Here is a 22,759-nt window from a genome sequence, read left to right as displayed (position 1 = left end):
CATTTATGAAAAGTTTAGAGAAATTTTTAATTCCTATCGCGGATGCCTTATCCAAAAATAAGGTTTTAGTTGCGATTCGTGATGGGTTTATGTATGCCGTACCGGTTATCATCGTGGGTTCACTTTTCCTATTGATATCCAATTTCCCAATTGAAGGTTGGTCAGAAATGATTGCTTCCTTTGCTGGAAAAGGATGGGAAAAATATTTTGATGCCGCTACTTCTGTAACATTTGACTGTTATGCGCTATTATCCGTATTCGGTATTGCGTATGCCTATGCCCGTGAAAAAGGAGTCGATAAGATTGAAGCGGCGGTTGTATCTCTTATCTGTTTCTTAATGATCACACCTATGAGCCATGCGGCGTTTGTGAATGAAAAAGGTAAAGCATTCGCCGGTTTTGCATTTGGTAACTTAGGAACAAAAGGTATTTTCTTAGCTATGATTGTTGCGATTGTTGCAACCGAAATCTTTGCGTTTGCTATAAAGAAAAAGATGGTCATTAAACTTCCGGATGGTGTTCCTCCAGCCGTTATGGATTCTTTTGCGGCTTTAATTCCAGCCGGCTTATCCATGCTTGTGTTCTTCTTTATCAATATGATTTTTGCGAACACATCCTTTGGCAATGTACATGACTTTATCTATCAAGTCTTACAAGCCCCACTTGTTGGCTTAGGCAGATCACAAGGATTTGAAGTTATCTATCAATTCTTAAGTACATTGTTCTGGTTCTTTGGAATCAACGGACCGGCTGTCACCAATACCATCTTCTCGCCAATCCATAAGGCTCTAACCTTAGAAAACTACGAATTAGCGAAAGCCGGCTTACCAATGACAAACGTATTTACAGCAGCCTTCTCTGATTTCTTCTGTAACTTCGGTGGTGGGGGATCAACCCTAGGTCTTGTCATTATGATGACCTTCCTTGCTAAGTCGAAGAGATTGAAGACATTAGGAAGAATGGCATTACCAGCTGGTATCTTTGGTATTAACGAACCAATTATCTTTGGTTTCCCAATGGTATTAAATGTTATCATGGTTATTCCATTCCTATTATGCCCGGTGTTAAATACGATTCTCGGACAGATTGCGACAGCGATTGGCTTTATTCCGGTCACCTCGGGTGTACAGCTATCATGGACAACACCAATCTTCGTATCTGGTTATTTAACAACCGGCTCCGTTAATGCGGTTATCTTACAGTTAATTATGTTAGTTTCTAATATGTTGTTGTATTATCCATTCTTAAAGTTGCAAGACAATAAATACCTAGAAGAAGAATTACGTTTAGCAAACGAAAAGAAGAAAGATGACATCGATGAATTATCATTCGATGATTTACAACTGGATTAACATGAAAATAGTATTGATATTTGACTCCGGTTTAGCTGGTGCGGGTGGAAAGAGTAATTCTGATTGTGCCTTAACAGCCACCCGTGAAGTTGTCGGTACCGCCATGATTTTAGAACCATATTTCAAGCAGATTGGTGGTCAAATCAGTGCAACTCTCTATTGTGGGATGGATTACTACAAGAATAATAAAGACGAAGTTGTTATGAAAATGACAGCGATGGTTAAAAAACTCAAACCTGATTTTGTCTTATGTGGACCATGTTTCAATTTTGCGGATTACAGCGAAATGGCTGCTCGTTGCACGAAGTTAATTATGGAAAAAACAGATGTTAAAGTGGCGAGTATGATGGCTATTGAAAATCAAGATGTCATTGCTAAATACAGAGAAGATATTGCTATCCTAAAGATGCCAAAGAAAGGTGGAACAGGATTGAGCGAATCCTTCGATGTTTTAGTAAAGTATATCGATACAGCAGTCAAACATCCGGAAAATCTAGCAGAGCTAAAGAGTAAAAATTGTTATTAAAGATATAGGCCCGGACTTGCACGTTGTTCGGGCTTATTGATTGGAGAATGAAATGAATAAAATAAATAGAGAGCGTTTGATACAGTTGAGCAATGCGATGGGTGCCAGTGGGGAAGAAGGAGATGTTCGTCAAATTCTAAGGAATAGCTTTCACCATGAAATCATTCAAGATCGTTTAGGTTCTCTGTTTTGTAAGTTAAATGGAAAACAATCCAAAGCAAAATTGATGATTGCGACCAGTCTTGATGAACAAGCTTTAATGATTGAAGAAATCCTAGATGATGGAAGTATGAAGTTTGTTAGTTTAGAAAACATATCACCAGCTAGCTTATTACATCAAAGAGTTACAGTGTATGACCGAAAACACCAAGCGCACAAAGGGACGATTGTAACTAAGAAAACCAAATTCATGGAAACCGCTTTAGAAACCATCCATGAATCGGATTTATACATTGATTGTGGTTATGACTATGAAATATGTAAAAGTAAAATCACAACGGGTGATTTGGTTGTGATTGGTGATGCTTGTGTTTGTATCAATGAAGATACTTGTATGGGTAAAGCTTTACAGCACCGATCTATGTTGGAAGTTATCCTAGAATTATACGAACAACTCCAAGGGTCTGCTTTGGATTTTGATATTGTGTTTGGCGGAATCAGTCAATCCGTGATTGGTTGGCGTGGTACTAAAACAGCTACGTATGTTGTTCAACCCGATTGTGCGATTGCTTTAACTGGCTTTGATTGTGCCGATAGCAATATTCATCGTAAAGACGGTGTTATAGCTGGCTACTACGATAAACAGATGTTACCAAGTCAAAAGCTATTAAAAGATTATATACAAGTGCATCCTCATACAAAAAGTTACTTCGGTTTTTTGGGTAACGATGGTTCTTTTATTCATAAGACCATTAAAGGAACCCCTTGTCTTTCTTTAGGCGTAGCGATGAATAACATGGGTAGTGCAAATACCATGGTGGATTTAAATGACTTAGAACAATTGGTGCAGGATTTAAAGAGCTACATCCTTCAATTAGATGCTAAAAAGATACAAAAAATGAATTTTGGAGTACAGGATGTCAATTGAATTATTAGAGAAATTATCCAATGCGGCAGGGATTAGTTCTTTTGAACAAGAGATTGTTACCATTATGGAAGAAGCTGTTCAGGAGTTACCGGTTCAAACCTATCGGGATGGTTTAGGTTCATTCATTAGTTGTACAAAGGAATATTGTTCCGGGCCAAAAATTATGGTTGCCGGGCACATGGACGAAGTAGGTTTTATTGTCAAAGAAATCGATGAGCACGGTTATCTTCGTTTACAACCGGTTGGTAGTCTATGGACCCATTTATTGTTGGACCATTCTTTTGATGTCATTTGTGACAATCAAGCACGCATTGAAGGACTAATAGGAAGTGTTGCTCAACATGGTATTTCTGCTAAAGTTCGTAACACAACCTTAGCAATGAAAGACTTATATTTGGATTTAGGCTTGTATACCCGTGAAGAAGTGGAAAAATTAGGTATCCACATTGGTAACCAAGTTGTCCCAAGTACTCGTTTTCATCGTTTGAATCGGGAAGATATTTATGTGGGTAAGGCGATGGATAATCGCTTGGGTTGTTATATTGCTTTAGAAGTGTTACGGAATTGCCAGTCTATTTCTCATCCTAAATACTACGCTGTGGGTAATGTGCAAGAAGAACCCGGATTAAGAGGAGCTAGAACAGCGACGGAAGTGATTCAACCTGATTTAGCTTTTGCGGTAGACACAACAACAGCAGGGGATACACCACTAAACTACAATACCGTTAAACTTGGTCAAGGACTTGTGATTTCCTTAATTGATTCCAATACCATTGCCCATCGTGGTTTAATTCGTTATATGGAAGAAACTTGTCGGAAGTATGGTATTCCTTACCAATACGCTGTGTTTAAAGCCGGGGGAACGGATGCGGGTAATATTCATAAAACAAGACAGGGTATTATCAGTATGTGCTTATCCATTCCGGTACGATATATGCACGCTTCACAAACGATTGTTAGTTATCAAGATGTACAAGCTTGTATTGATTTACTAACTAAGGTAGTGGAAGAGATGAATGATGAATTATTAGAAAAAATAGCGAAGGGAGGTTATTGATGGACAAACAAACAATCTTTCAACAAGTTGAAAAAAGAAAACAGGATTTAATCGATGATATTTGCACATTAGTTCAAATTGATTCTACAAGAGGAGAACCACAACCAAATCAACCTTTTGGTAAGGGACCAAATACAGCTCTTGAAAAAGCGTTAGAGATTTGTCGAAGAGAAGGATTAAAGACTAAGAATGTGGATGGCTATATGGGCTATGGTTGCTATGGAGAAAGCGAAGAATACATTGGTATCATTGGTCATTTAGATGTAGTGGAAGTAGGCGATGGTTGGCTGGATCCACCATTTTCGGCATCTATTCATGATGGACGCATTTGGGGAAGAGGGGCATTGGATGATAAAGGACCATTGTTGGCGGCTATGTATGGTATGTTGGCGTTAAAAGACTTAGGGATTGAACCAAAGACAGCCATTCACATTATCTTTGGAACAAATGAAGAAACTGGTATGGAAGATATGCGTTATTTCCTAAAACATGAAAAAGCACCAATTGCAGGATTTACACCAGATAATAAATTCCCGGCCATCTATGGTGAACGAGGTAGAGCGGTAATTGAGGTTTGGGGAGCGGCGGATACGGTAATTCCTTTTGCGAATGAATACTTTATGAACGCTAATCCAAATGGTGATCGTTTGGGAATTGCTATTAAGGATGAGCACTTTGGGGAAATGAAAATTCGCAATAAAATTCTCTTGCAGAATAAAAAGCAAATTGGACTTCGTTTTTCTTTGAGTTATCCAAGCTGTGATTTAAATGAAATTGTAAAGCATATCCAAGCGAAAGCAATTGGTTTAGAGGTAAAGTTAATTTTTGATTCTTCCGTTGTGTTGCACAATCCGAATTCATGGTTGGTGCAAACGATGGAACAGGCTTATGAAGAAGCTACCGATACAAAAGCACATCCAACCACAACAACAGGAGGAACGTATGCCCATGTTTGTCATACGATTATCCCTTATGGACCAAGCTTTCCCGGGCAAAATGGGATTGCTCATCAACCAAATGAATGGGTGAATATTGAAGACCTAATTCAATGTACCAAAATCTATGCTTGGACCTTGTATAGGCTATGTATGGCGGATATACCAGAGAATGCTTTGGAAGGAGATTAATAATGCGTAAGTTAGGAATTTCGATTTATCCAGAAAAAAGTACGGTTGAAGAAATTTTTATGTATTTAAAAGAAATGTATGAAATTGGTGCCACGCGTATTTTTTCTTGTTTATTGTCAGTGAATAAATCAGCAAAACAGATAAAAGAAGATTTCATTAAAATTCATGATTATGCCCATGATTTAGGCTATGAAATTATTTTAGATGTTAGTCCGGCGGTGTTTCAAAAATTAGATATTCGTTATACCGATTTGAAATTCTTCCATGAAATTCATGCGGATGGTATTCGTTTGGACATGGGCTTTACCGGTTATGAAGAAGCGATGATGACTTATAATCCTTATGGCTTAAAAATTGAAATTAATATGAGTTCGTATACGCATACCATTGATACTATCATGGATTATCGACCCAATCGTTACTGTTTGTGTGCTTGTCATAATTTCTATCCGCACGATTATACAGGTCTTGATTTTCTTTTCTTTGATCAATGCTCTAAGAAGTTTCAAAAATATGGTCTTACAACCGCCGCTTTTATTGGTTCATTAACAAAGGAGGCTTTTGGTCCATGGTCAACCACAGATGGTCTATGCACTTTAGAAATGCATCGTCATTTACCATTAGACGTTCAGTTAAAACACATGGTTGCTTTGGATTATATCGATGATATTATCATTGCGAACTGTTATCCAAGCGAGGCGGAGAAAGAAGCACTTAGAAAAGTACGCCTGGATGTAGTAAATTTTCAAGTGAACTTGGGAAAGAACATTCCGGAAACAGAAAGAAAAATCGTTTTAAATGAGTTGCATTGCCATCGAGGGGATCAATCTGCTTTTGTGATTCGCTCAAGTGGTAGTCGGATAAAGTATAGAGGTCATGACTTTGCTATTTTTAACGCACCGAAGGAGATTCATCGTGGGGATGTGTTGATAGATAGTAGTGCTTATGGAAAATACGCAGGTGAATTACAAATTGCTTTAAAGGATATGGAAAATAGTGGAAGAACCAATGTGGTTGGTCATATTCGAGAAGAAGAATGGTTTATTTTGGATAGTTTAAAACCTTGGCAGAAGTTCGTACTAACAGAAGATGAAAGCAATGGTTGCTAAAATTATATAGAGAATTATAATAACGATGGAGGTGGCTATCTTTATGGACGATAAACCTGGTGGGAGTTATGTTTTTGAAACAGTTGTTGTCAGTAATATAGCCCTATCTTTTTCTATGCGGTTATATTGACTGCATAGAAAGGGATTAGAATGAATCGTAATCAAATTGAGCTTTGGCTCGAAAAGAATGAATTAAAACAGTTGCATAACTATCTAGCAAAGAAAAATGTGGTGGATATTGCTGAGTTTATACCAGAATTGAAGGATCAAGACTTAGCAGTTTTCTTTCGTGTTTTAGAAAAAGAAGAAGCGGCGAATGTTTTTTCGTACTTGGATAAGGATGATCGTAGTCGTTTGGTCAAGATTTTTAATAATACAGAAATTGTTAAAATGATCAATGAATTGTATTCCGATGATGCGGCGGATTTCTTATCGGAAATGCCCTCTAATTTGGTAACGCAATTATTGGATAAAGTGGATGAGAACGTACGAAAGGACATCAATCATCTTTTGAAGTATAAAGAGGATTCAGCCGGTAGTGTCATGACGGTGGAATTTATTGAATTCACCAAAGACATGACCGCAAAGCAAGCTTTAGAGAAAATCAAACGAGTTGGGATTGACAGTGAAACGGTATATACCTGTTATGTGGTGGAAAGCCGTAAGTTAATAGGGATTGTTAGCGCAAAAAGTTTGATATTGAGTGAATCGGATGTTTTAATTCAAGACCTTATGAAAACAGAGTTTGTGTATGCTTATACGGGTGATGATAAGGAAGATATTGCGAAGAAGCTTAGAAAGTACGATTTGATTGCTATACCTGTATTGGATGTCGAAAATTGTATTGTGGGGATTGTAACCTTTGATGATGCAATTGATGTCTTAACTGAGGAAACAACGGAAGATATGCAAAAGATGGCGGCGATTGTGGCTAGTGATAAGCCGTATCTTTCGACTTCTGTTTGGCAACATGCACGTAGTCGTATTGTTTGGTTGTTGATATTAATGTTTTCAGCGATGCTGACAGGAGGAATTATTGCTAAGTATGAACATGCTTTTGCGGTTATGCCTTTATTAGTGTCATTTATTCCAATGTTGATGGATACGGGTGGAAATTGCGGTTCTCAGAGTTCAACCTTAATTATTCGTGGCTTAGCGATTGATGAAATTCATTTTCGTGATTTCTTTAAGGTGGTTTTTAAAGAGTTTAGAATTTCCATTATTGTGGGTGTTATTTTAGCGATTGCAAATGGAATACGGATTATAATTTTTAATCATGATCTTCAACTTTCCATTGTGATTGCGATTTCTATTATGGTGACGGTTATTATTTCTAAGTTTGTTGGTTGTGTTTTACCCATCGTAGCGAAGAAATTGAAGATGGATCCAGCTATTATGGCAGCTCCGATTATCACAACAATCGTGGATACGTTATCCATTATTGTTTACTTTAAAGTTGCTTCAGCAATCTTTTCTATCTAAAAAATAAATCTTGGAGGATCAAAAAGAAAAAGAGGCACATTGCCTCAATGGTCACTCTTTCAAGAGCGGCTTTTTATAAATTTAAGGTTTATTGATTCATCACTTCTTTCTTTATCTCCCGGTGCAACATCAGGTTTTTTCGTTGGATAACTTTGCTACTAAAGCCTTATCATAGTCAAAATTTCTTTAAATGAGGTAACTCATAAATTCTTCATAGGTATTACTAGCAATAAGTTGCGATAGTTTTTCATAATCTTCCGTTAAAGACGCAATCCAATCAAAGAATGGTTTTAAGTTAGATGTATCAAGCTTATCAATGGCTAACAAGAAGACCAGTTGAACTTCATAATTGCCCCAAAGAATTGGTTTATCCAGCAACATAATCGAAATAGCCGATTTGATACAAGATGAGTCAATTGGGTGCGGTGTCGCAAAATTGAAGTTAAAAGAAGTTGGGGATAATTCTTCTCTTCGCATGACAGATGGGAAGAAGTCCGGCGTCACATAACCATGTTTTTGAAGTTCATCTGACATAAATTGCAGAACCCGTTTGGGACTTGTAAAGCTTTGATGATGGTAAAAATGTTCCTTTGTGATTAAACCTTTTAATTTTTGATAAAATTCTTTTTTAACACGTTCTTTTTCAAGGCTATGAATGGTTTCAAATAACTTCGCTTCATCATCTTTGGAACAAAGCAAGGAAATTTCAACGGTTGGAATATTTAAATGATGGCGCAAAGGTATTGAACAAATAATTAAATCAGGATGATCGGCTACAATGAGTTCTTCTTGGAAATAAGCGTATACTTTTATGATTTCAAGATGCTCATAAAAAATATTCTCAATCTTTTTCTTTTGTGGAAAATACACATTTTCAGCCAAAGGAGAAATCCAAACGGCTTTTAGCTTTTGTGAGTGGTATAGATGTTCATAAGCCATTCCTAAGTGTAAGGTGATAAAGCCGATTTCATCTTCATTGATGTCAATATGCAGACGACGGGATAAAAAGGAAGCTGAACTGACTCCGACTTCAAATATTAAAGGAAACTTACGTTTAACTTCTTGCAAATATAAATTGGTAGAGGGGCGTTGACTGAGATTACGTTCAATCAAAGATTGTAAATGAATGGTTAAACTAATTTTAAAGGATTCATCTTTTGAAAAATCAATTCCATGTTGACCATCAATATAAGCAATCAACTCGTTAATAATATCGCTACATAAAAGACCATCCGGAATGTATTTTGAAAGCTGAGTTTCACCTAAATAGCGAGCACTTTCACCCATCAATAAAAGAGCTAAGATGATAACTTCACTTTCAATCACTTGAGCTTGATATAAAACAGCAATGCGATGATAAAAATCATGGGCGATTTTGTATTCAGTTGTATCAATGATTTCACGACTATCACGAACACTTTCAATATATTTACCATTTAGAATACGATCAATAGAAATACTAATGTGCAATAGAATAGAAGGTAGTATATTAGCATTCACGGAATAATGGTAGTGTTGTAAAAGTTGTTCCAATTCTTTTTTACATTTTAATAAATCAAAGTTGGTATATAATGAAGCAAGTTCATTGATGTTTAAAAAATTCTGTTTTGTTTCTTCAATCATGAGGGTTTTGTATAGCTTGCGGATTTCATTTTCAGAGCCTAATAGGATGAGGTGGTTCGCTGACTTTTTCAATTCTAAATTTTGGTATTGAGCAAGTTGACGACGGATTTCTTTCAGATGGGCGTCTAGGGTGTATTCCGAGATGCAAAGGCGGTCTAATAGGTCGGGAATAAAAATAGAATCCCTAGATAGTAATACAGTCTTTAAAATAAAAAGATTTCTTTCTTTTCCATTTTGGTTTATGCCTTGGAAATGGCTTTGGAATTTTTTATAGTTGTCACTAATGAGTGAATAGCCTTTACGCAAGTTGGATTCAATCAGCTTTTCCGGACAGGCTTTATTGATAGTATCAATGTCTGAACGAATCGTGCGATTGGAAACGGATAATAATTTTGCTAAAGAAGTGGCGGTAAACCATTTATTTTCCTCACTGAGTATACGTAATAATTTTTCTTGTCTTTTATTCATGATGTCCCTTTCACAAATAATATTTCCTAATAGTAGGAAAAGGATAACTGTGAATATCATCCGATGAAATTATACAATAGTAATGGAAATAAAGGGGGACGACCGCCGTCATGAAACAAAAAATAGTAAACTTAAGAAAAAGAAAGAATATTCGCTTGGTTTTTAGTGTTTTTATGGTGATTATGTCGGCGTTGATTCAAACCTTTGCTTTAGAAGTGTTTATCCGACCGGCGGGAATGTTAGCAAGTGGCTTTACAGGTCTTGCGATTTTAATTCATGAAATCGGTCTTCATATCCATATGAATATATCCATTCCATTATTGATTATGGCTTTGAATGTACCGGTCGCTATTCTTTGTGGAAAATCGATTTCTTTGCGATTTACTTTATTGTCCTCCTTGCAGTTTGCCTGTGTTTCCATTTTCTTACAGATATTCCATTTTGAAGCTTTATTCCAGGATACTTTATTAAATATTGTGATGGGTGGAGCGGTGTATGGATTTGGGATTGTGGCAGCCCTTATGGCAAACGCAAGTACCGGCGGCACCGATTTTATTGCACTATATGTATCAAATAAAACGGGTAAGAGCATTTGGTCTTATGTGTTTTTGTATAACTGTGTCTTGTTATGTATTTTTGGTTTTACATCCGGTTGGCAAAAGTCTTGTTACTCAATGATTATGCAGTTTGTGGCAACGAAGATGATTGATGCTTTGTATCATCGTTATGATCGTAGTACTATGCAAATCACTAGTGTGATGCCGGAAGAGATTTTAAAAAGGTATACAGAGAAATATAGGCATGGGATTTCAGTTTGGAGAAGCTATGGGGGTTATTCACGTTGTGAGAATTATATGTTGAATACGGTGGTATCTTCTTTAGAGGTAAAAGAGATAGCGCATTTGATATTAGAAGTGGATCCACATGCGATTATTAACGTATATCGAACGGATGATTTCTATGGTGGATTTTATCGTCGACCTTTGGACTAGAGAAAGAAATTAGGAGGAAAGTGTATGTGGGCAATGATTGCGACATGGAGAATGGCTTTGGAAGGTGTTTGTGAAGCCGGTGAATTATTGAAAAAGGGGAAAGAAGCCGGGGAAGTGGTTGAACAGGCAATTCGTATGGTTGAAGACTTTCCATATTATAAGTCAGTCGGTTATGGTGGCTTACCAAATGAAGAAATGATTGTTGAATTGGATGCCGGTTATATGGATGGAAATACCCTTTCTGTTGGAGCTGTTGCAGGGATTAAAGACTTCGCTAATCCAGTGTCCATTGCCAAGGAATTATCTAAGGATAATGTGAATTGTGTTTTAGTGGCTGAAGGGGCGGAAAAATACGCTAGTCAAAAGGGTTTTGAAAGAAAGACGATGTTGACAGAAAGAGCGAAAAAGCATTATCACAAGCGGGTTAAAAAGCTTCAAAGTCAAGAATTAAAGCCATACGATGGTCATGATACAGTGGGTGAAGTTGTTTTGGATCAAGCCGGGAAGGTTGTTGTGGCAACTTCAACGAGTGGATTATTTATGAAGAAGGCAGGGCGTATTGGCGATTCACCCATTGTTGGAGCTGGATTTTATGCTGACTCTGAAGTGGGTGGTGCTAGTGCAACCGGTCTTGGAGAAGATTTAATGAAGGGTTGTATCTCCTATGAAATTGTTCGCAAAATGAAAGAGGGTTTATCCCCACAGGAAGCCTGTCAAAAAGCAGTCAATGAATTAGATGAGAAACTAAAGAAATCTAAAGGCTTCTCGGGTGATTTAAGTGTTATTGCAATTGATAAAAATGGTCAGTTTGGTTGTGCAACGAATATTCAACAATTTTCTTTTGTGGTTTATCGACAGAATGAAGAAGCGGTTGTGTATTTAGCAGATAATGTGGATGGTGAAACAAAGATTTATCCGGCAAGTCAAGAATGGATGGATCAGTATATGCAAGAAAGGATGGCACCAATTACAGAATGATGAACGATATTTTTGAAGTGTGTGCAGGGAGTGTATCAGATTGCATACAGGCGGAGCTTGGTGGTGCTAATCGCGTGGAGTTAAATAGTGCTTTGAGTTTAGGGGGATTAACACCAAGCCTTGCGACTTTACAGCAAGTAAAAGCGAAGACGAGTCTTCCGGTCATTTGTATGGTTCGACCTCGACCGGCCGGATTTTGTTACGATAAAGTGGAAAAGGAAACGATGTTTCTAGATGCGAAGTTGTTATTGGAAAATGGAGCAGATGGTTTAGCCTTTGGTTTTTTACACAAGGATACCAGTATTGATGTGGATACCACAAAGCAAATGGTTGACTTAATTCATTCTTATCAAAAAGAAGCGGTTTTCCATCGGGCTTTTGATTGCGTGAATGACCCTTTTATGGCAATTGAAAGATTGATTTCTTGTGCTGTGGATCGTCTTTTAACCAGTGGCTTACAAGCTAAAGCTATAGATGGTTCCGCATTGATTGCGAAGTTACAGAAATGCTATGGAGATAGAATTCAGTTATTAGCCGGCAGCGGCATCAATGCGAGTAACATTCTGGAGTTAAAGGAATTAACGAAGGTTCATCAATTTCATTCGAGTTGTCGTGTGTGGAAGAAGGATTTAACGACCAGTGTTGGAAATGTTAGTTATGCTTTTCATGCGAAAGATGATTATGATATTGTAGGATTGGAGAATGTAAAAAGGATTGTATTGAAATTGAGGGGTAAATAGTTATGGAAGGTTTAGAACGAATTTGTTTTCAAATTATTGCTTCGATTGGGGAAGAAGGTTCACCAAGCCCATGCGGAAGAACAGTTGATGAGTGCTGAAACATTGAAGTTGATTGCGGAAGAGGAAATCGCTTTTACGGAAGGATGATCAAATGAGTAAAGTAAAAAAGGAATTGCGTAAAAAAAATAAACAAGCAAATTTACAGGTAAACCAAAATTCTTTCATTGGTCGAAGAGGCTTGGCGTTTATCATTGATTATTTTATTACCAATCGTCTTTCTATTTTGGTAACAGCGCTTGTATATGGTTTTATGAACCAAGGTAAAATTGAAATTTTAAAGAATTTTAATGGTATTCCCGCCAATCAGATAGTGATTCTTTTATTAAGTGTTTTAATGACCCATGGGTTTTACTTTATTTATGTTCCGGCTAAGATGACCAATGGGGCAACGATGATGCAAAAGGTATTGCAAGTTAGAGTGGTGAAAGAAGATGGTCAAAAGGCTTCTATAAAGGATTTTGCATGGCGTTATTTTGTGGGTTGTCTTCTTGTGGAAGGTTTGTTCTATGATGCCTTTAAAGTAATCGTGAGTGGGGTTTGTTATGGGATATTTCATACACCGGATTTATTCACAAGTGCTATCAATGTTGTCAGTGCCGCAAGTAGCTTGATTTCACTTGGTTATGCGTTTAAAGACCGTGGTCGTTTTCGATTGTTCCACGATAAGATTTCAAAAACAATTATGCAGGATGTTTACCAAGAAGCCGGAAAGATATTTTAAGGAACTGAAGAGTCTGCTTTAGCATGGAGTGGATTGCCCCATATAAGACACTTAAAATTTTTCCACCGAAAACAACGAAGAACGAACAAAAGGTGTACCATATAAAGATATAAGGGTTATTTTTGAAAAATATGAAAATCGGGAAGGGATTAAAAGAGTTACGCTAACGTTTAAGCAGTAATTGAATTAGCATGAATAAAATTGAAAGATAAGGGCTAATGAAGATTGAGATATAAAAACTTTATGATTTTCATGGGACTATATGTGGTTAAAGTGGTTATTCTATCTGTAAATATGGTAAAAAGGGGGTATTAGATGAGTGCTAGAGTAGTATTAATAGGGGTGCTTGCTTTTTTAGGTTTTGCCTTCTTCGCTATTATATTGGGTACCTATATTTATTATAAAAGAGTCGATAAAAATGGAAAAACAATTTGGAATGAAGCAGTCAATGAGCAGACAAATACTTCTAAAATGAGTATTAGTGAACTTATGGTATATGTTTCTGAAATACTTGTGGCAGGTCTTTTTAGTATACAAATCATGAAACGAGTAGGCTCGGGGTTTGCATCCTTGGCAAAATACATCCTTCTTCCACCGATTATGGCGTTATTTAATGCCCGAAAGCGTACGGGAAAATCATTTTTTTAACTTGTAGTAGCTTGTCTATCCGCCTTTTGGTTATTTTTCGCATATATAATTGTTGGGATTCCGATAAAAGCACCGATATTTCAGATTAACAATACGAAAATCACTATGGCACATGCAACAGCCAAAGATTTAATCGATAACGGATTTGATATTTATATGAAACAGAATAGCAGTAATCACCGTGTCAAGTATGATGAATTACTTTCTTCCGGCAAATTTAAGAAATATATAGCGGACAGAAGTGTTTACGTAGAAAAAGGGTTTCATAGAGATACTGCCGATGTTCCGTATTTGCTGGTAAAGAACGGACTAGTTGTTGGCGGAGCATGGTTTTACGGTGATTAAGAAAAAGATACTGTACTTGAAGATTGTAAAATTGTTCATATACGCCTTGATGAAGAGTGCGTTAACGCCGCAAAGAGAAATACTGTAACTTATCAGTTGAATGGGGTTAATCTACTTGCACCACTGGAATTAAACGAACTTAAAAAAACTTTTAATAAAAAATTGTGGTTGGTCCCTCGCAGCCCGAAAGATATAACGGAGTTGCACTATGGGATAAAGTGGACAACCGGAAGCGATCATCTCTTTTGGAATGAATATTTTTCCTATATTGATTATGATTGGAACAATAATATGACTTCCTTTAAAATTTCAAGTGCAATTGCACGCGATAAGGGAAGATAAATAGGACTGATTCAAAGATGTATGAAAGGCTTAGACATACAAAGCTGCTGTCAATAATTATTTATTGACATCCGTATGATAGAAAGTCGGGAAAGCTTATCGCTTCTGATAAAAAAGGTTGTAGAAATAGGAACTGAACCCCAATAAAACGACAACCTTTTAATATCCTGTATAAGAATATGTTCCCCATTTTTTTAATAATTGATGAATAGAGCCGCCAAAACGACGATTGACTTGTTGTGATACGAAAGCTCTATGGGTAGCTGGGGTATCCGAACCTGCGTATCCAGCCGCCAATTGTCCAAAGCCGGCGCCTTCGATACGGTGAATAACATAAACCGCTTCAGCCGTGGATAAGCTATCAATGAGTTTATCCAAACCGGTTACTTGATGATAAGTAGAACCCCTAGAGTGACCGGGAATTCTTAATAACATATTAATAGCTAATTGAGCATTTGGAGATGCTTTTTCAACTAGCAAGCCACGACTATTAAATTGAAGACCGCCTATTTCCGCCTTTGCGAGTGACGATTCATCAATGGTTGGGTGCTCTTTACTTAGCCTTTTCGCTGTCTTAGCCATCGCAGCTTCTTTTCGTGCCTTAACCACTTCCGCCGGTGTAACCACTTTAACGGTTAATTTTGTATCGAATTGAATACCATTTGTGTCAATAGCTTTATAATGCACAAAATAGGTTCCGTCCTTCTTCATGTCCACAGTGCCTTGAGTTGTTAAAACGGGTAGGACATTGGTTTCATCGTAAATCGAGGAAACATGAGTCGAGGGATTAAAGTCATCACCATTGTTAACAACAACAGTATCACTCTTTAATTTAATGACCGGCTTATTTGAAGGATTGACTTTCAATAAAATCTTTTTTGTAAAAGAATAACCGATGTTTTTATCCGAATCCTTTTCATCTATATTGAAAAGGCGAGCTTTCACGACGACCTGTTGAAAACCAACCTTACCAGGTATAAAATCTTGCGCTTCTAATAAACTCTTTTCAATTGAAATCTTATCCAAATGAATAGAAGAATCAGTCTTTGATACAGCTTGGATAACCTCTTTTTTTATCGTTTCAAAAGGTTCAGGATCATTCATAGACACTTCAAAGATGGACATATAATCTTCTTCCACCGCTTTTGTTGGCTTCATAGAGGGTACCAAACAAAGAAGAGAAATTCCTGCTCCCATCAAAATCTTAAGGATTTTTTTCTTTCGCATAGCCTCATTATACTGTAAATGAACGGAATACTTCAAATTAAGCCTGTGGAAGTTCAAACTGACCGGTATATAAATGATGGTAGAAACCATGTTTGGCTAATAAGCTGTCGTGATTACCTTGTTCAATAATGTGACCATCTTTCATGACTAAAATCATATCAGCATGACGAATGGTAGAAAGACGATGAGCTACCACAAAGGAAGTTCTTCCTTTCATCAGATTATCAAAGGCTTGTTGAATCTGAATTTCGGTTCTTGTATCAATAGAAGAAGTTGCTTCATCCAGTATCAACATTGGTGGTAAACACAACATAACCCTAGTCATGCACAATAACTGCTTCTCTCCTTGGGACATACCGGACTCATCCACTTCCGTATCAAAGCCCTTTGCTAAGCGCATAATAAAATCATAACTATGAGACTCTTTAGCAGCTTGAAGAATTTCTTCTTCACTTGCTTCCGGTTTGCCAAGCAGGATATTTTCACGAATGGTTCCATTTTGAATCCAAGTATCTTGTAAGACCATGCCAAAATTCTTGCGTAGTTCATGGCGGGAAATGGAATGAATGTCTTGACCATCAATTTGAATAGAACCGGCTTGAATGTCATAGAAACGCATCAATAAATTGATGAAGGTTGTTTTCCCACATCCGGTTGGACCAACGATTGCAATGCGCATACCTGGTTTCGCTTCCACATTAAAATTTTTAATAAAAGGTTTATCAGGACGATAACTAAAAGAAACATCTTGCACATTGACATGACCTTTGGAAATACCTAATGTACCGGTCGCATCGGCACTTTCGGCTTGTTGCTCCATAATTTCAAAAATACGGGAAGCGCAAGCTAGGGCATTTTGTAGTTCAGTAATAACTGAACTAATATCATTAAATGGTTTCATATATTGGTTGGCATAGCCTAGTAAAACGGATAAGCCGCCAACCGTTAGTTGTGCGGATAAAATAGAAAAGCTACCAACCAAAGCTACCAAGGCATAAATTACTCCATTCACAAAACGGGTGGAAGGATTGACTAGGGAAGAAAAGAAGATAGCTTTTTCAGTTGTTTTTTGGAGTTTTTGGTCAATGTGTTTGAAGCGAAGCTTCGCTTTTTCTTGATAGCCAAAGGCTTGTACCGTTTTTTCTTCACCAATCATTTCTTCAATAAGACCGGTTTGCTCACCACGAATAGAAGATTGTTCTTTGAATAGGTGGAAAGAGTGAGAAGCGATAAATTTTGCGACAAAGAAACTAATAGGCGTTAAAAGAATAACAATAAGACTAATCAACCAAGACTTTGAAATCATAAAAATCAAGGTAGCGATAATTGTAACAACACCACTAAATAGTTGTGAAAAGCCTACTAATAAACTATCTCCAATCTGATCACAATCCGCAATGATACGACTTTCCATATCTCCAATGGAATGAGTATCTAAATATTGTAGAGGTAAGTGTTGGACTTTATTCATCGAATCACAGCGCAAATCACGAACAATTTGATAGCTTAGTTTATTATTGATTAAATTCATAAACCAAGTAGAAAGACTTGTGATTAGTATGATTATCACAATATTTCTAAGAGTTTGAAGAAGAATAGATAGTTGAAGTTGACCGGCATGGATGGTGTTATCAATAGCTTTGCCAAATAAAATGGGCACATACAACATTAAAATGGATGAAACAGTTGCTAATCCACAGCTAAAGAATAAGAGAATGCGGTATTGTCTCATATAGCGAAATAGTTTCTTTAAGCTAGATGTATCGGCTTCTTGTATCTTGCGCATAAGTTCTCCTTTCTATTTAGTTGGGAAATTGGGAGTTATAAATTTCTTGGTAAACGGCACATTCTTTTAATAGATCAGCATGCTTGCCTTGTCCAACGAGTTGACCATTATCCAAAACAAGGATGGTATCGCAATGTTTCAGGGATGAAATTCTTTGGCTGACGATAAAAATGGTTGTATTTTGAATGGAATCTAAGGCTTTTCGTAAAGAAGCATCGGTTGCTAAATCCAAGGCACTGGCGGAATCATCTAAGATTAGTATCTCCGGTTTACGCACTAAAGCTCTAGCGATGGTTAACCGTTGTTTCTGTCCGCCGGAAAGATTTTTACCACCTTGTTCTAATTGGAAATTCAATTGATCTTCTTTTTGTTCAACCACTTCTTTGGCTTGAGCTATGGTTAAGGCTTGCCACAATTCTTCATCACCAGCCTGTTGGTTGCCATACAGGAGATTTTCGCGAATGCTTCCTTTGAATAAAACGGTTTTTTGAGGAACAATACCTATTTTTTGAATGAGCTGTTCTTGCGGATAATCTTTTACGGGGTAATTGTCTACAAGAATTTCACCTTGTTGGGCATCATAAAAACGAGGAATGAGTTGAACAAGAGTGGATTTACCGGAACCGGTGCCACCAATAATACCGATGGTTTCTTTTGGATGAGCGATAAAACTAACATGGTTTAAAGAAGGTTTGGCACCTTCTTCATAATGGAAACTAACATCTCTAAATTCCACTTTACCTTGCGTTTGGCTGGCCAAATTCTTTTGTGCATATTGAATGGTAGATGGGATGTCTAAAATATCAGCCACACGCTCAGAACAAGCTAAAGCACGATTGATGGTCATAATCAAGGAAGCGAGTTTGATGAGTTCAATAATCATTTGGGTTGTGTAATTGTATAAAGCCACTAAATCACCTTGAGTCATAGTTCCGGATTGAATTTGAAGATAACCTGTGTAGATTAAGAAAACCGTTGCTAGATGGATGAGTAGATAAGTGACAGGATTTAAGAGAGCAGAAATGCGACCAACTTTTTCGGATAATTTTGTTAAAAGATTATTTTTATTTTGGAAGTTTTGATTGAAGGCTTCTTCTTTACAAAAAGCACGGATGACACGAACACCAGTTAGATTTTCTCTTGTGGCTTTCATCACTTCATCCAATTGAGCTTGAACTTTTTTGAAAAGAGGAATGCTAACGAACATGATCGCAAAGACGACGAAGAATAGGATGGGGATGGTAACCACAAATATCAAAGCGGCTTGGATATGGATGGTAAAAGCCATTATCATGGAACCGAACACCACAAAAGGACTTCTTAGCATCAAACGTAAAGCTAGATTCAAACCATTCTGTATAGTATTGATGTCAGAGGTTAAACGGGTGATTAAAGTGCTTTTGCCAACGTGATCTAATTCTTTATACGATAAATCTTGAATATGATTAAAAAGGGCTTGGCGGATTTGACTACAAATGCCGGCAGAAGCCTTTGCGGCAAAGTACTGAGCTAAGGTGGAAAAACCAAAGCCAATTATCGCTAAAGCAATCATTAGGAAAAAGCGGGAATAAAGGTAAGTGGATAAACCATTTTGAATACCATGATTGATCATATCCGCCACAAGGATAGGAATGAATAAGTCCATCAAGGCTTCCAGCATTTTAAATAAGGGAGCTAAAAGGATTTCTTTTTTGTATCCATGGGTATAACTGAATAATCGTTTCATAATTTTTAATTCTTTTCGTATTTAGGATATACTGAAGATACTATCCTGTAAAATATTGTTTTTATTCGTTAAGTATAGGGAAAAAATATGGAAATTAAGCAATTAGAATACTTTCGTTCAGTTGTCGAAAGTGGAACTATTTCAGCGGCCGCTAGGAAGTTAAATCTTTCTCAACCACCTTTATCCTTTCAAATGAAGAAATTAGAGGAAGAATTGGGTTTACTCTTATTTGAAAGGGGTAGAAAAGAGATTCATTTAACTGAAGCAGGTCGTCTTTTGTATCAGAAATCCGGGGATTTACTACGAAGATTAGAGGCTTTAGAGTTTGAAGTAAAAGCAACTGGTCAGCATCCGATTTTAAGAATTGGTGCTACACCAACCACCATTTCACTTTTAATCCCCATGTTAAAGAAATTTCAGAAGGAACATCCACATATTCATTATGAGTTGTGGGATGAAAATAGTTATCGTTTGAATAGTCTTTTGAAAGAAGAAATGATTGATGTGGCTTTATTGAGAAGCCCGGTTTTCTTAGAAACATTAGAGAGTCGTTTGGTTCAAAAGGAAAATATGGTTGCTGTATTTCATAAGCAATCATATTTACTTGAAAAGGCTAGTTTAACGGAGGTTAGTCAATATCCTTTAATAGTGTATCGTCGCTATCAAAATTTAATTGTGTCGGCTTTAGAAAAACGTCATTTGAAATATCAAATTATTTGCTTGTGTGATGATGGAAGAGATGCAATTGAATTTGCAAAATTGGGAAATGGAATAGCAATTGTACCGGCTTCTTTGCAGGTATCGGATAAAGAGTTACAGGTGTTACCACTGCAAGAAAAGGACTTAGAAACGGAAATATTATTAGCTTGGAACGCCAAAAATTTATCCTTAGAAACAAATTTATTTTTAAGCTATTGCGTTAGAAAAATATATGGATAAACTGGATATGTGTTACAGGAGGAAAAGGTATGGGAAGAAGAGTTGGAACGGTTTCGAGGGGTATTCGTTGTCCAATCATTCGTGAAGGGGATGACTTAGCGCAGATTGTGGTTAATTCAGTTTTAGAAGCGGCGAAAAGTGAGCCTTTCTTCGTTCGTGATTGTGATGTCATCGCAGTAACGGAATCAGTGGTCGCAAGAAGTCAGGGCAACTACGCAAGTGTTGAAGCCATTGGTCAAGATATTCGCAACAAATTGGGTTCAGAAACGATTGGGGTTATTTTCCCGATTTTGTCACGAAATCGTTTTGCGACTTGTTTGAAAGGTATCTCCTTAGCAGCGAAAAAGATTGTATTGATGTTGTCATTTCCAAGAGATGAGGTTGGTAATCAATTGTTAACCGAAGAACAATTGGATGAACATCATATTGACCCTTATCAAACGGTATTGACTTTGGAAGAATATCGCAGCTTATTTGGGGAAAATAGACATCCATTTACGGATATTGATTATGTGGATTATTATACCGAGGTAGTTCGTTCATCTGGAGCGGAAGTGGAATTTGTGTTCGCTAATCATGCGATTGAAATTTTGAACTACACAGATAAGGTTATTAATTGTGATATTCATACTCGCAAGAGAACGAAGCGTATTTTACAAGAGGCAGGTGCAACGGTTTGTTCGCTGGATGATATTTTAACTTCTTCTGTGAATGGTAGTGGTTATAATGCAAAATATGGTTTATTAGGTTCAAATAAGAGTAGGGAAGATAGGGTGAAGTTATTTCCAAATAAATGCCAAGATTTAGTAGAAGATATTCAAAAGAGTATATTAGAAAAAACAGGTAAGCATGTGGAAGTTATGGTCTATGGTGATGGGGCTTTTAAAGATCCGGTTGGTCAAATTTGGGAATTAGCCGATCCGGTGGTTTCCCCTGCTTATACAGAAGGCTTAAAAGGAACTCCTAATGAATTGAAATTGAAGTACTTAGCGGATAATGATTTCAAGGAATTGAGTGGTGAAGCTTTACGAAATGCGATTTCCGCTCGCATCCAAGAAAAAGATGACAACTTAGTTGGTCGAATGGAAACAGAGGGAACAACGCCAAGAAGATTGACAGATTTGATTGGTTCTTTATGTGACTTGACATCCGGTTCAGGCGATAAGGGAACGCCAATCGTATATATCCAAGGTTATTTCGATAATTACACCAATGAGTAATCGGAAACATAAAATAACACTTGCGTATGCCGGCATTCAGGGAAGCTATTCTATGAGTTATGCAGGCATTGGTTCTTTTGTGTCGGTGTATTTGTTGGCACAAGGCTTTTCAAATTCGGAAATTGGCTTATGTGTTAGTTTGGCGAATTTGTTGGCGGTATTTGTGCAACCGGTTTTAGCGGATTGGGCAGATCAGTCTAAGAAAGTGGAATTAACCGATATTATTTCTGGCATTGGCTTCTTTATGTTAGCTATGATTAGTGCCTTGTTTTGGACAAAAGGGCATACGCTTTTGGTGTTTGGATTATTTGTGTTAGCTTTAGCTGCTCATGGTTTATTACAACCGTTTATTAACGCCTTAAATCAGCGTTTTTCAAAGAAGGGGTATGCAATCAATTTTGGCTTATGTCGTTCAGCTGGTTCTGTTGGCTTTGCGATGGTAACGGGTTTGTTAGGACCGATTGTAACAATTTATGGGAATACTTCTATTCTTATCGCTTCCTTTGTGTGTTTGGCTTTATTATTGGTATCAAACTTTATGTGTCATAAGCTCATACGACAAGATACGAATGTTTCTTCTAATGAGGAAGCAGTAGAAGAGATTTCTTTAGGCACTTTTATCAGAAAGAATGGGTCTTTCATAATATTGAATTTAGGTGTGATGCTCGTTTTTTATCATGTGAATGCTTTAGGAGCTTTCTTGTTCCAAATGATAGAACCAATTGGTGCTGCGAAAACGGATATGGGTTTCTTATTTGCATTGATGGCAATGGTTGAGGTACCATCCATGGTCTTTTATAGTCATCTTCAAAGACGCTTTGGCTCGAAAAGGATGTTAATGGTTTCAATGCTTGGTTTTGTGGTCAAGTTTGGAATTTTCTGCTATGCAAAGGAAGTATGGATGTTGTATGTGTCACAAGCAATGCAGATGGTTGGCTATGCAATTTTCTATCCGGCAATGGTGAATTATACAGCGGAAATCATGAGTGAGAAAGAAGTGGTTAAGGGACAGGCTTTGTTTACCATTATGATGCTGATAGCTGGTGTGATTAGTAATATCACAGGTGGTTATTTCCTAGATTATTTTGGTGTTCCTTTCTTCAACGCTGTTTGTTTCATAACTTGTGTTGTAGGTGCTGTTTTAGTTTGTATGATGGTACAAAAAATTGAAATTCCAAGTGAATAGTCGCTTGGAATTTTTTCT

At 37.1% G+C, this 22,759-nt stretch carries 20 protein-coding genes; 16 read left to right on the top strand and 4 right to left on the bottom strand.

Going from position 1 to position 22,759, the window contains the following annotated elements; translation table 11 throughout:
• The first annotated feature begins 5 nt into the window (after window positions 1–5).
• From K7I92_RS05760 to mgtE, 7 genes are all read left to right on the top strand, one after another.
• Window positions 6–1,352, top strand: a complete 1,347-nt coding sequence (locus tag K7I92_RS05760; protein ID WP_220282397.1) for a PTS sugar transporter subunit IIC — start codon at window positions 6–8, stop codon at window positions 1,350–1,352.
• Window positions 1,318–1,878, top strand: a complete 561-nt coding sequence (locus tag K7I92_RS05755) for a GrdB-related putative oxidoreductase (protein ID WP_220282396.1) — start codon at window positions 1,318–1,320, stop codon at window positions 1,876–1,878. The genes K7I92_RS05760 and K7I92_RS05755 overlap by 35 nt, the downstream gene beginning before the upstream one ends.
• A gap of 52 nt (window positions 1,879–1,930) precedes the next feature.
• Window positions 1,931–2,965, top strand: a complete 1,035-nt coding sequence (locus K7I92_RS05750; protein ID WP_220282395.1) for a hypothetical protein — start codon at window positions 1,931–1,933, stop codon at window positions 2,963–2,965.
• Window positions 2,955–4,022 carry a M42 family metallopeptidase gene (locus K7I92_RS05745; RefSeq protein ID WP_220282394.1) on the top strand — a complete coding sequence of 356 codons (1,068 nt, stop codon included), beginning with the start codon at window positions 2,955–2,957 and terminating at the stop codon, window positions 4,020–4,022. The genes K7I92_RS05750 and K7I92_RS05745 overlap by 11 nt, the downstream gene beginning before the upstream one ends.
• Window positions 4,022–5,149, top strand: coding sequence for a Sapep family Mn(2+)-dependent dipeptidase (locus tag K7I92_RS05740; protein ID WP_203244788.1), 1,128 nt, complete (start codon window positions 4,022–4,024; stop codon window positions 5,147–5,149). The genes K7I92_RS05745 and K7I92_RS05740 overlap by 1 nt, the downstream gene beginning before the upstream one ends.
• Before the next feature lie 2 nt (window positions 5,150–5,151).
• A complete protein-coding gene (locus K7I92_RS05735) occupies window positions 5,152–6,258 on the top strand; it encodes a DUF871 domain-containing protein (RefSeq protein ID WP_220282393.1) in 1,107 nt (368 codons plus the stop codon).
• Between the two features lie 150 nt (window positions 6,259–6,408).
• A complete protein-coding gene (mgtE, locus tag K7I92_RS05730) occupies window positions 6,409–7,740 on the top strand; it encodes a magnesium transporter (protein WP_203244786.1) in 1,332 nt (443 codons plus the stop codon).
• A gap of 186 nt (window positions 7,741–7,926) precedes the next feature.
• On the opposite strand, the gene K7I92_RS05725 is transcribed toward mgtE, so the two are convergent.
• Entirely contained in the window at window positions 7,927–9,831 is a 1,905-nt protein-coding gene (locus K7I92_RS05725) for a BglG family transcription antiterminator (RefSeq protein ID WP_220282392.1), read from the bottom strand.
• Window positions 9,832–9,941: 110 nt separating this feature from the next.
• Here K7I92_RS05725 and K7I92_RS05720 point away from each other — a divergent pair, with 110 nt between their 5' ends.
• The 6 genes from K7I92_RS05720 to K7I92_RS05695 all read left to right on the top strand — a co-directional run bounded on the left by K7I92_RS05720 (window position 9,942) and on the right by K7I92_RS05695 (window position 14,315).
• Window positions 9,942–10,823: a YitT family protein gene (locus tag K7I92_RS05720; RefSeq protein WP_203244784.1), complete on the top strand. Its 882-nt coding sequence runs from the start codon at window positions 9,942–9,944 to the stop codon at window positions 10,821–10,823.
• A 24-nt stretch (window positions 10,824–10,847) separates the two neighbouring features.
• The gene (locus K7I92_RS05715) at window positions 10,848–11,801 is read left to right on the top strand and encodes a N(4)-(beta-N-acetylglucosaminyl)-L-asparaginase (RefSeq protein WP_220282391.1); all 954 of its coding nucleotides are present in this window, start codon (window positions 10,848–10,850) and stop codon (window positions 11,799–11,801) included.
• Window positions 11,801–12,541, top strand: coding sequence for a copper homeostasis protein CutC (locus K7I92_RS05710; RefSeq protein ID WP_222150676.1), 741 nt, complete (start codon window positions 11,801–11,803; stop codon window positions 12,539–12,541). The genes K7I92_RS05715 and K7I92_RS05710 overlap by 1 nt, the downstream gene beginning before the upstream one ends.
• Window positions 12,542–12,692: 151 nt before the next feature.
• A complete protein-coding gene (locus tag K7I92_RS05705; RefSeq protein ID WP_220282389.1) occupies window positions 12,693–13,322 on the top strand; it encodes an RDD family protein in 630 nt (209 codons plus the stop codon).
• A gap of 315 nt (window positions 13,323–13,637) precedes the next feature.
• A complete protein-coding gene (locus K7I92_RS05700; protein ID WP_220282388.1) occupies window positions 13,638–13,970 on the top strand; it encodes a hypothetical protein in 333 nt (110 codons plus the stop codon).
• A gap of 105 nt (window positions 13,971–14,075) precedes the next feature.
• Window positions 14,076–14,315 carry a hypothetical protein gene (locus K7I92_RS05695; RefSeq protein WP_220282387.1) on the top strand — a complete coding sequence of 80 codons (240 nt, stop codon included), beginning with the start codon at window positions 14,076–14,078 and terminating at the stop codon, window positions 14,313–14,315.
• A 501-nt stretch (window positions 14,316–14,816) separates the two neighbouring features.
• On the opposite strand, the gene K7I92_RS05690 is transcribed toward K7I92_RS05695, so the two are convergent.
• From K7I92_RS05690 to K7I92_RS05680, 3 genes are read right to left on the bottom strand one after another with little or no spacing between them, the layout of a single operon-like run.
• Window positions 14,817–15,884 carry an immunoglobulin-like domain-containing protein gene (locus K7I92_RS05690; protein ID WP_220282386.1) on the bottom strand — a complete coding sequence of 356 codons (1,068 nt, stop codon included), beginning with the start codon at window positions 15,882–15,884 and terminating at the stop codon, window positions 14,817–14,819.
• A 37-nt stretch (window positions 15,885–15,921) separates the two neighbouring features.
• Window positions 15,922–17,670: an ABC transporter ATP-binding protein gene (locus K7I92_RS05685; RefSeq protein WP_220282385.1), complete on the bottom strand. Its 1,749-nt coding sequence runs from the start codon at window positions 17,668–17,670 to the stop codon at window positions 15,922–15,924.
• A gap of 16 nt (window positions 17,671–17,686) precedes the next feature.
• A complete protein-coding gene (locus K7I92_RS05680) occupies window positions 17,687–19,396 on the bottom strand; it encodes an ABC transporter ATP-binding protein (RefSeq protein ID WP_220282384.1) in 1,710 nt (569 codons plus the stop codon).
• Window positions 19,397–19,483: 87 nt separating this feature from the next.
• Between K7I92_RS05680 and K7I92_RS05675 the strand changes: the two genes are divergently transcribed.
• From K7I92_RS05675 to K7I92_RS05665, 3 genes are read left to right on the top strand one after another with little or no spacing between them, the layout of a single operon-like run.
• Window positions 19,484–20,335 (top strand): LysR family transcriptional regulator, encoded by an 852-nt coding sequence (locus tag K7I92_RS05675; protein WP_220282383.1) that lies wholly within the window; start codon window positions 19,484–19,486, stop codon window positions 20,333–20,335.
• Between the two features lie 29 nt (window positions 20,336–20,364).
• A complete protein-coding gene (locus K7I92_RS05670) occupies window positions 20,365–21,555 on the top strand; it encodes a coenzyme F420-0:L-glutamate ligase (RefSeq protein ID WP_220282382.1) in 1,191 nt (396 codons plus the stop codon).
• Window positions 21,548–22,741, top strand: a complete 1,194-nt coding sequence (locus tag K7I92_RS05665) for an MFS transporter (protein ID WP_220282381.1) — start codon at window positions 21,548–21,550, stop codon at window positions 22,739–22,741. Before K7I92_RS05670 ends, K7I92_RS05665 begins: the two co-directional genes overlap by 8 nt.
• The last annotated feature ends 18 nt before the right edge of the window (window positions 22,742–22,759 follow it).

Origin of the sequence: Bulleidia sp. zg-1013 (genome assembly GCF_019798045.1) — a bacterium.
Classification (GTDB): domain Bacteria; phylum Bacillota_I; class Bacilli_A; order Erysipelotrichales; family Erysipelotrichaceae; genus Bulleidia.
This window is presented reverse-complemented; position numbering and strand designations above follow the sequence as displayed.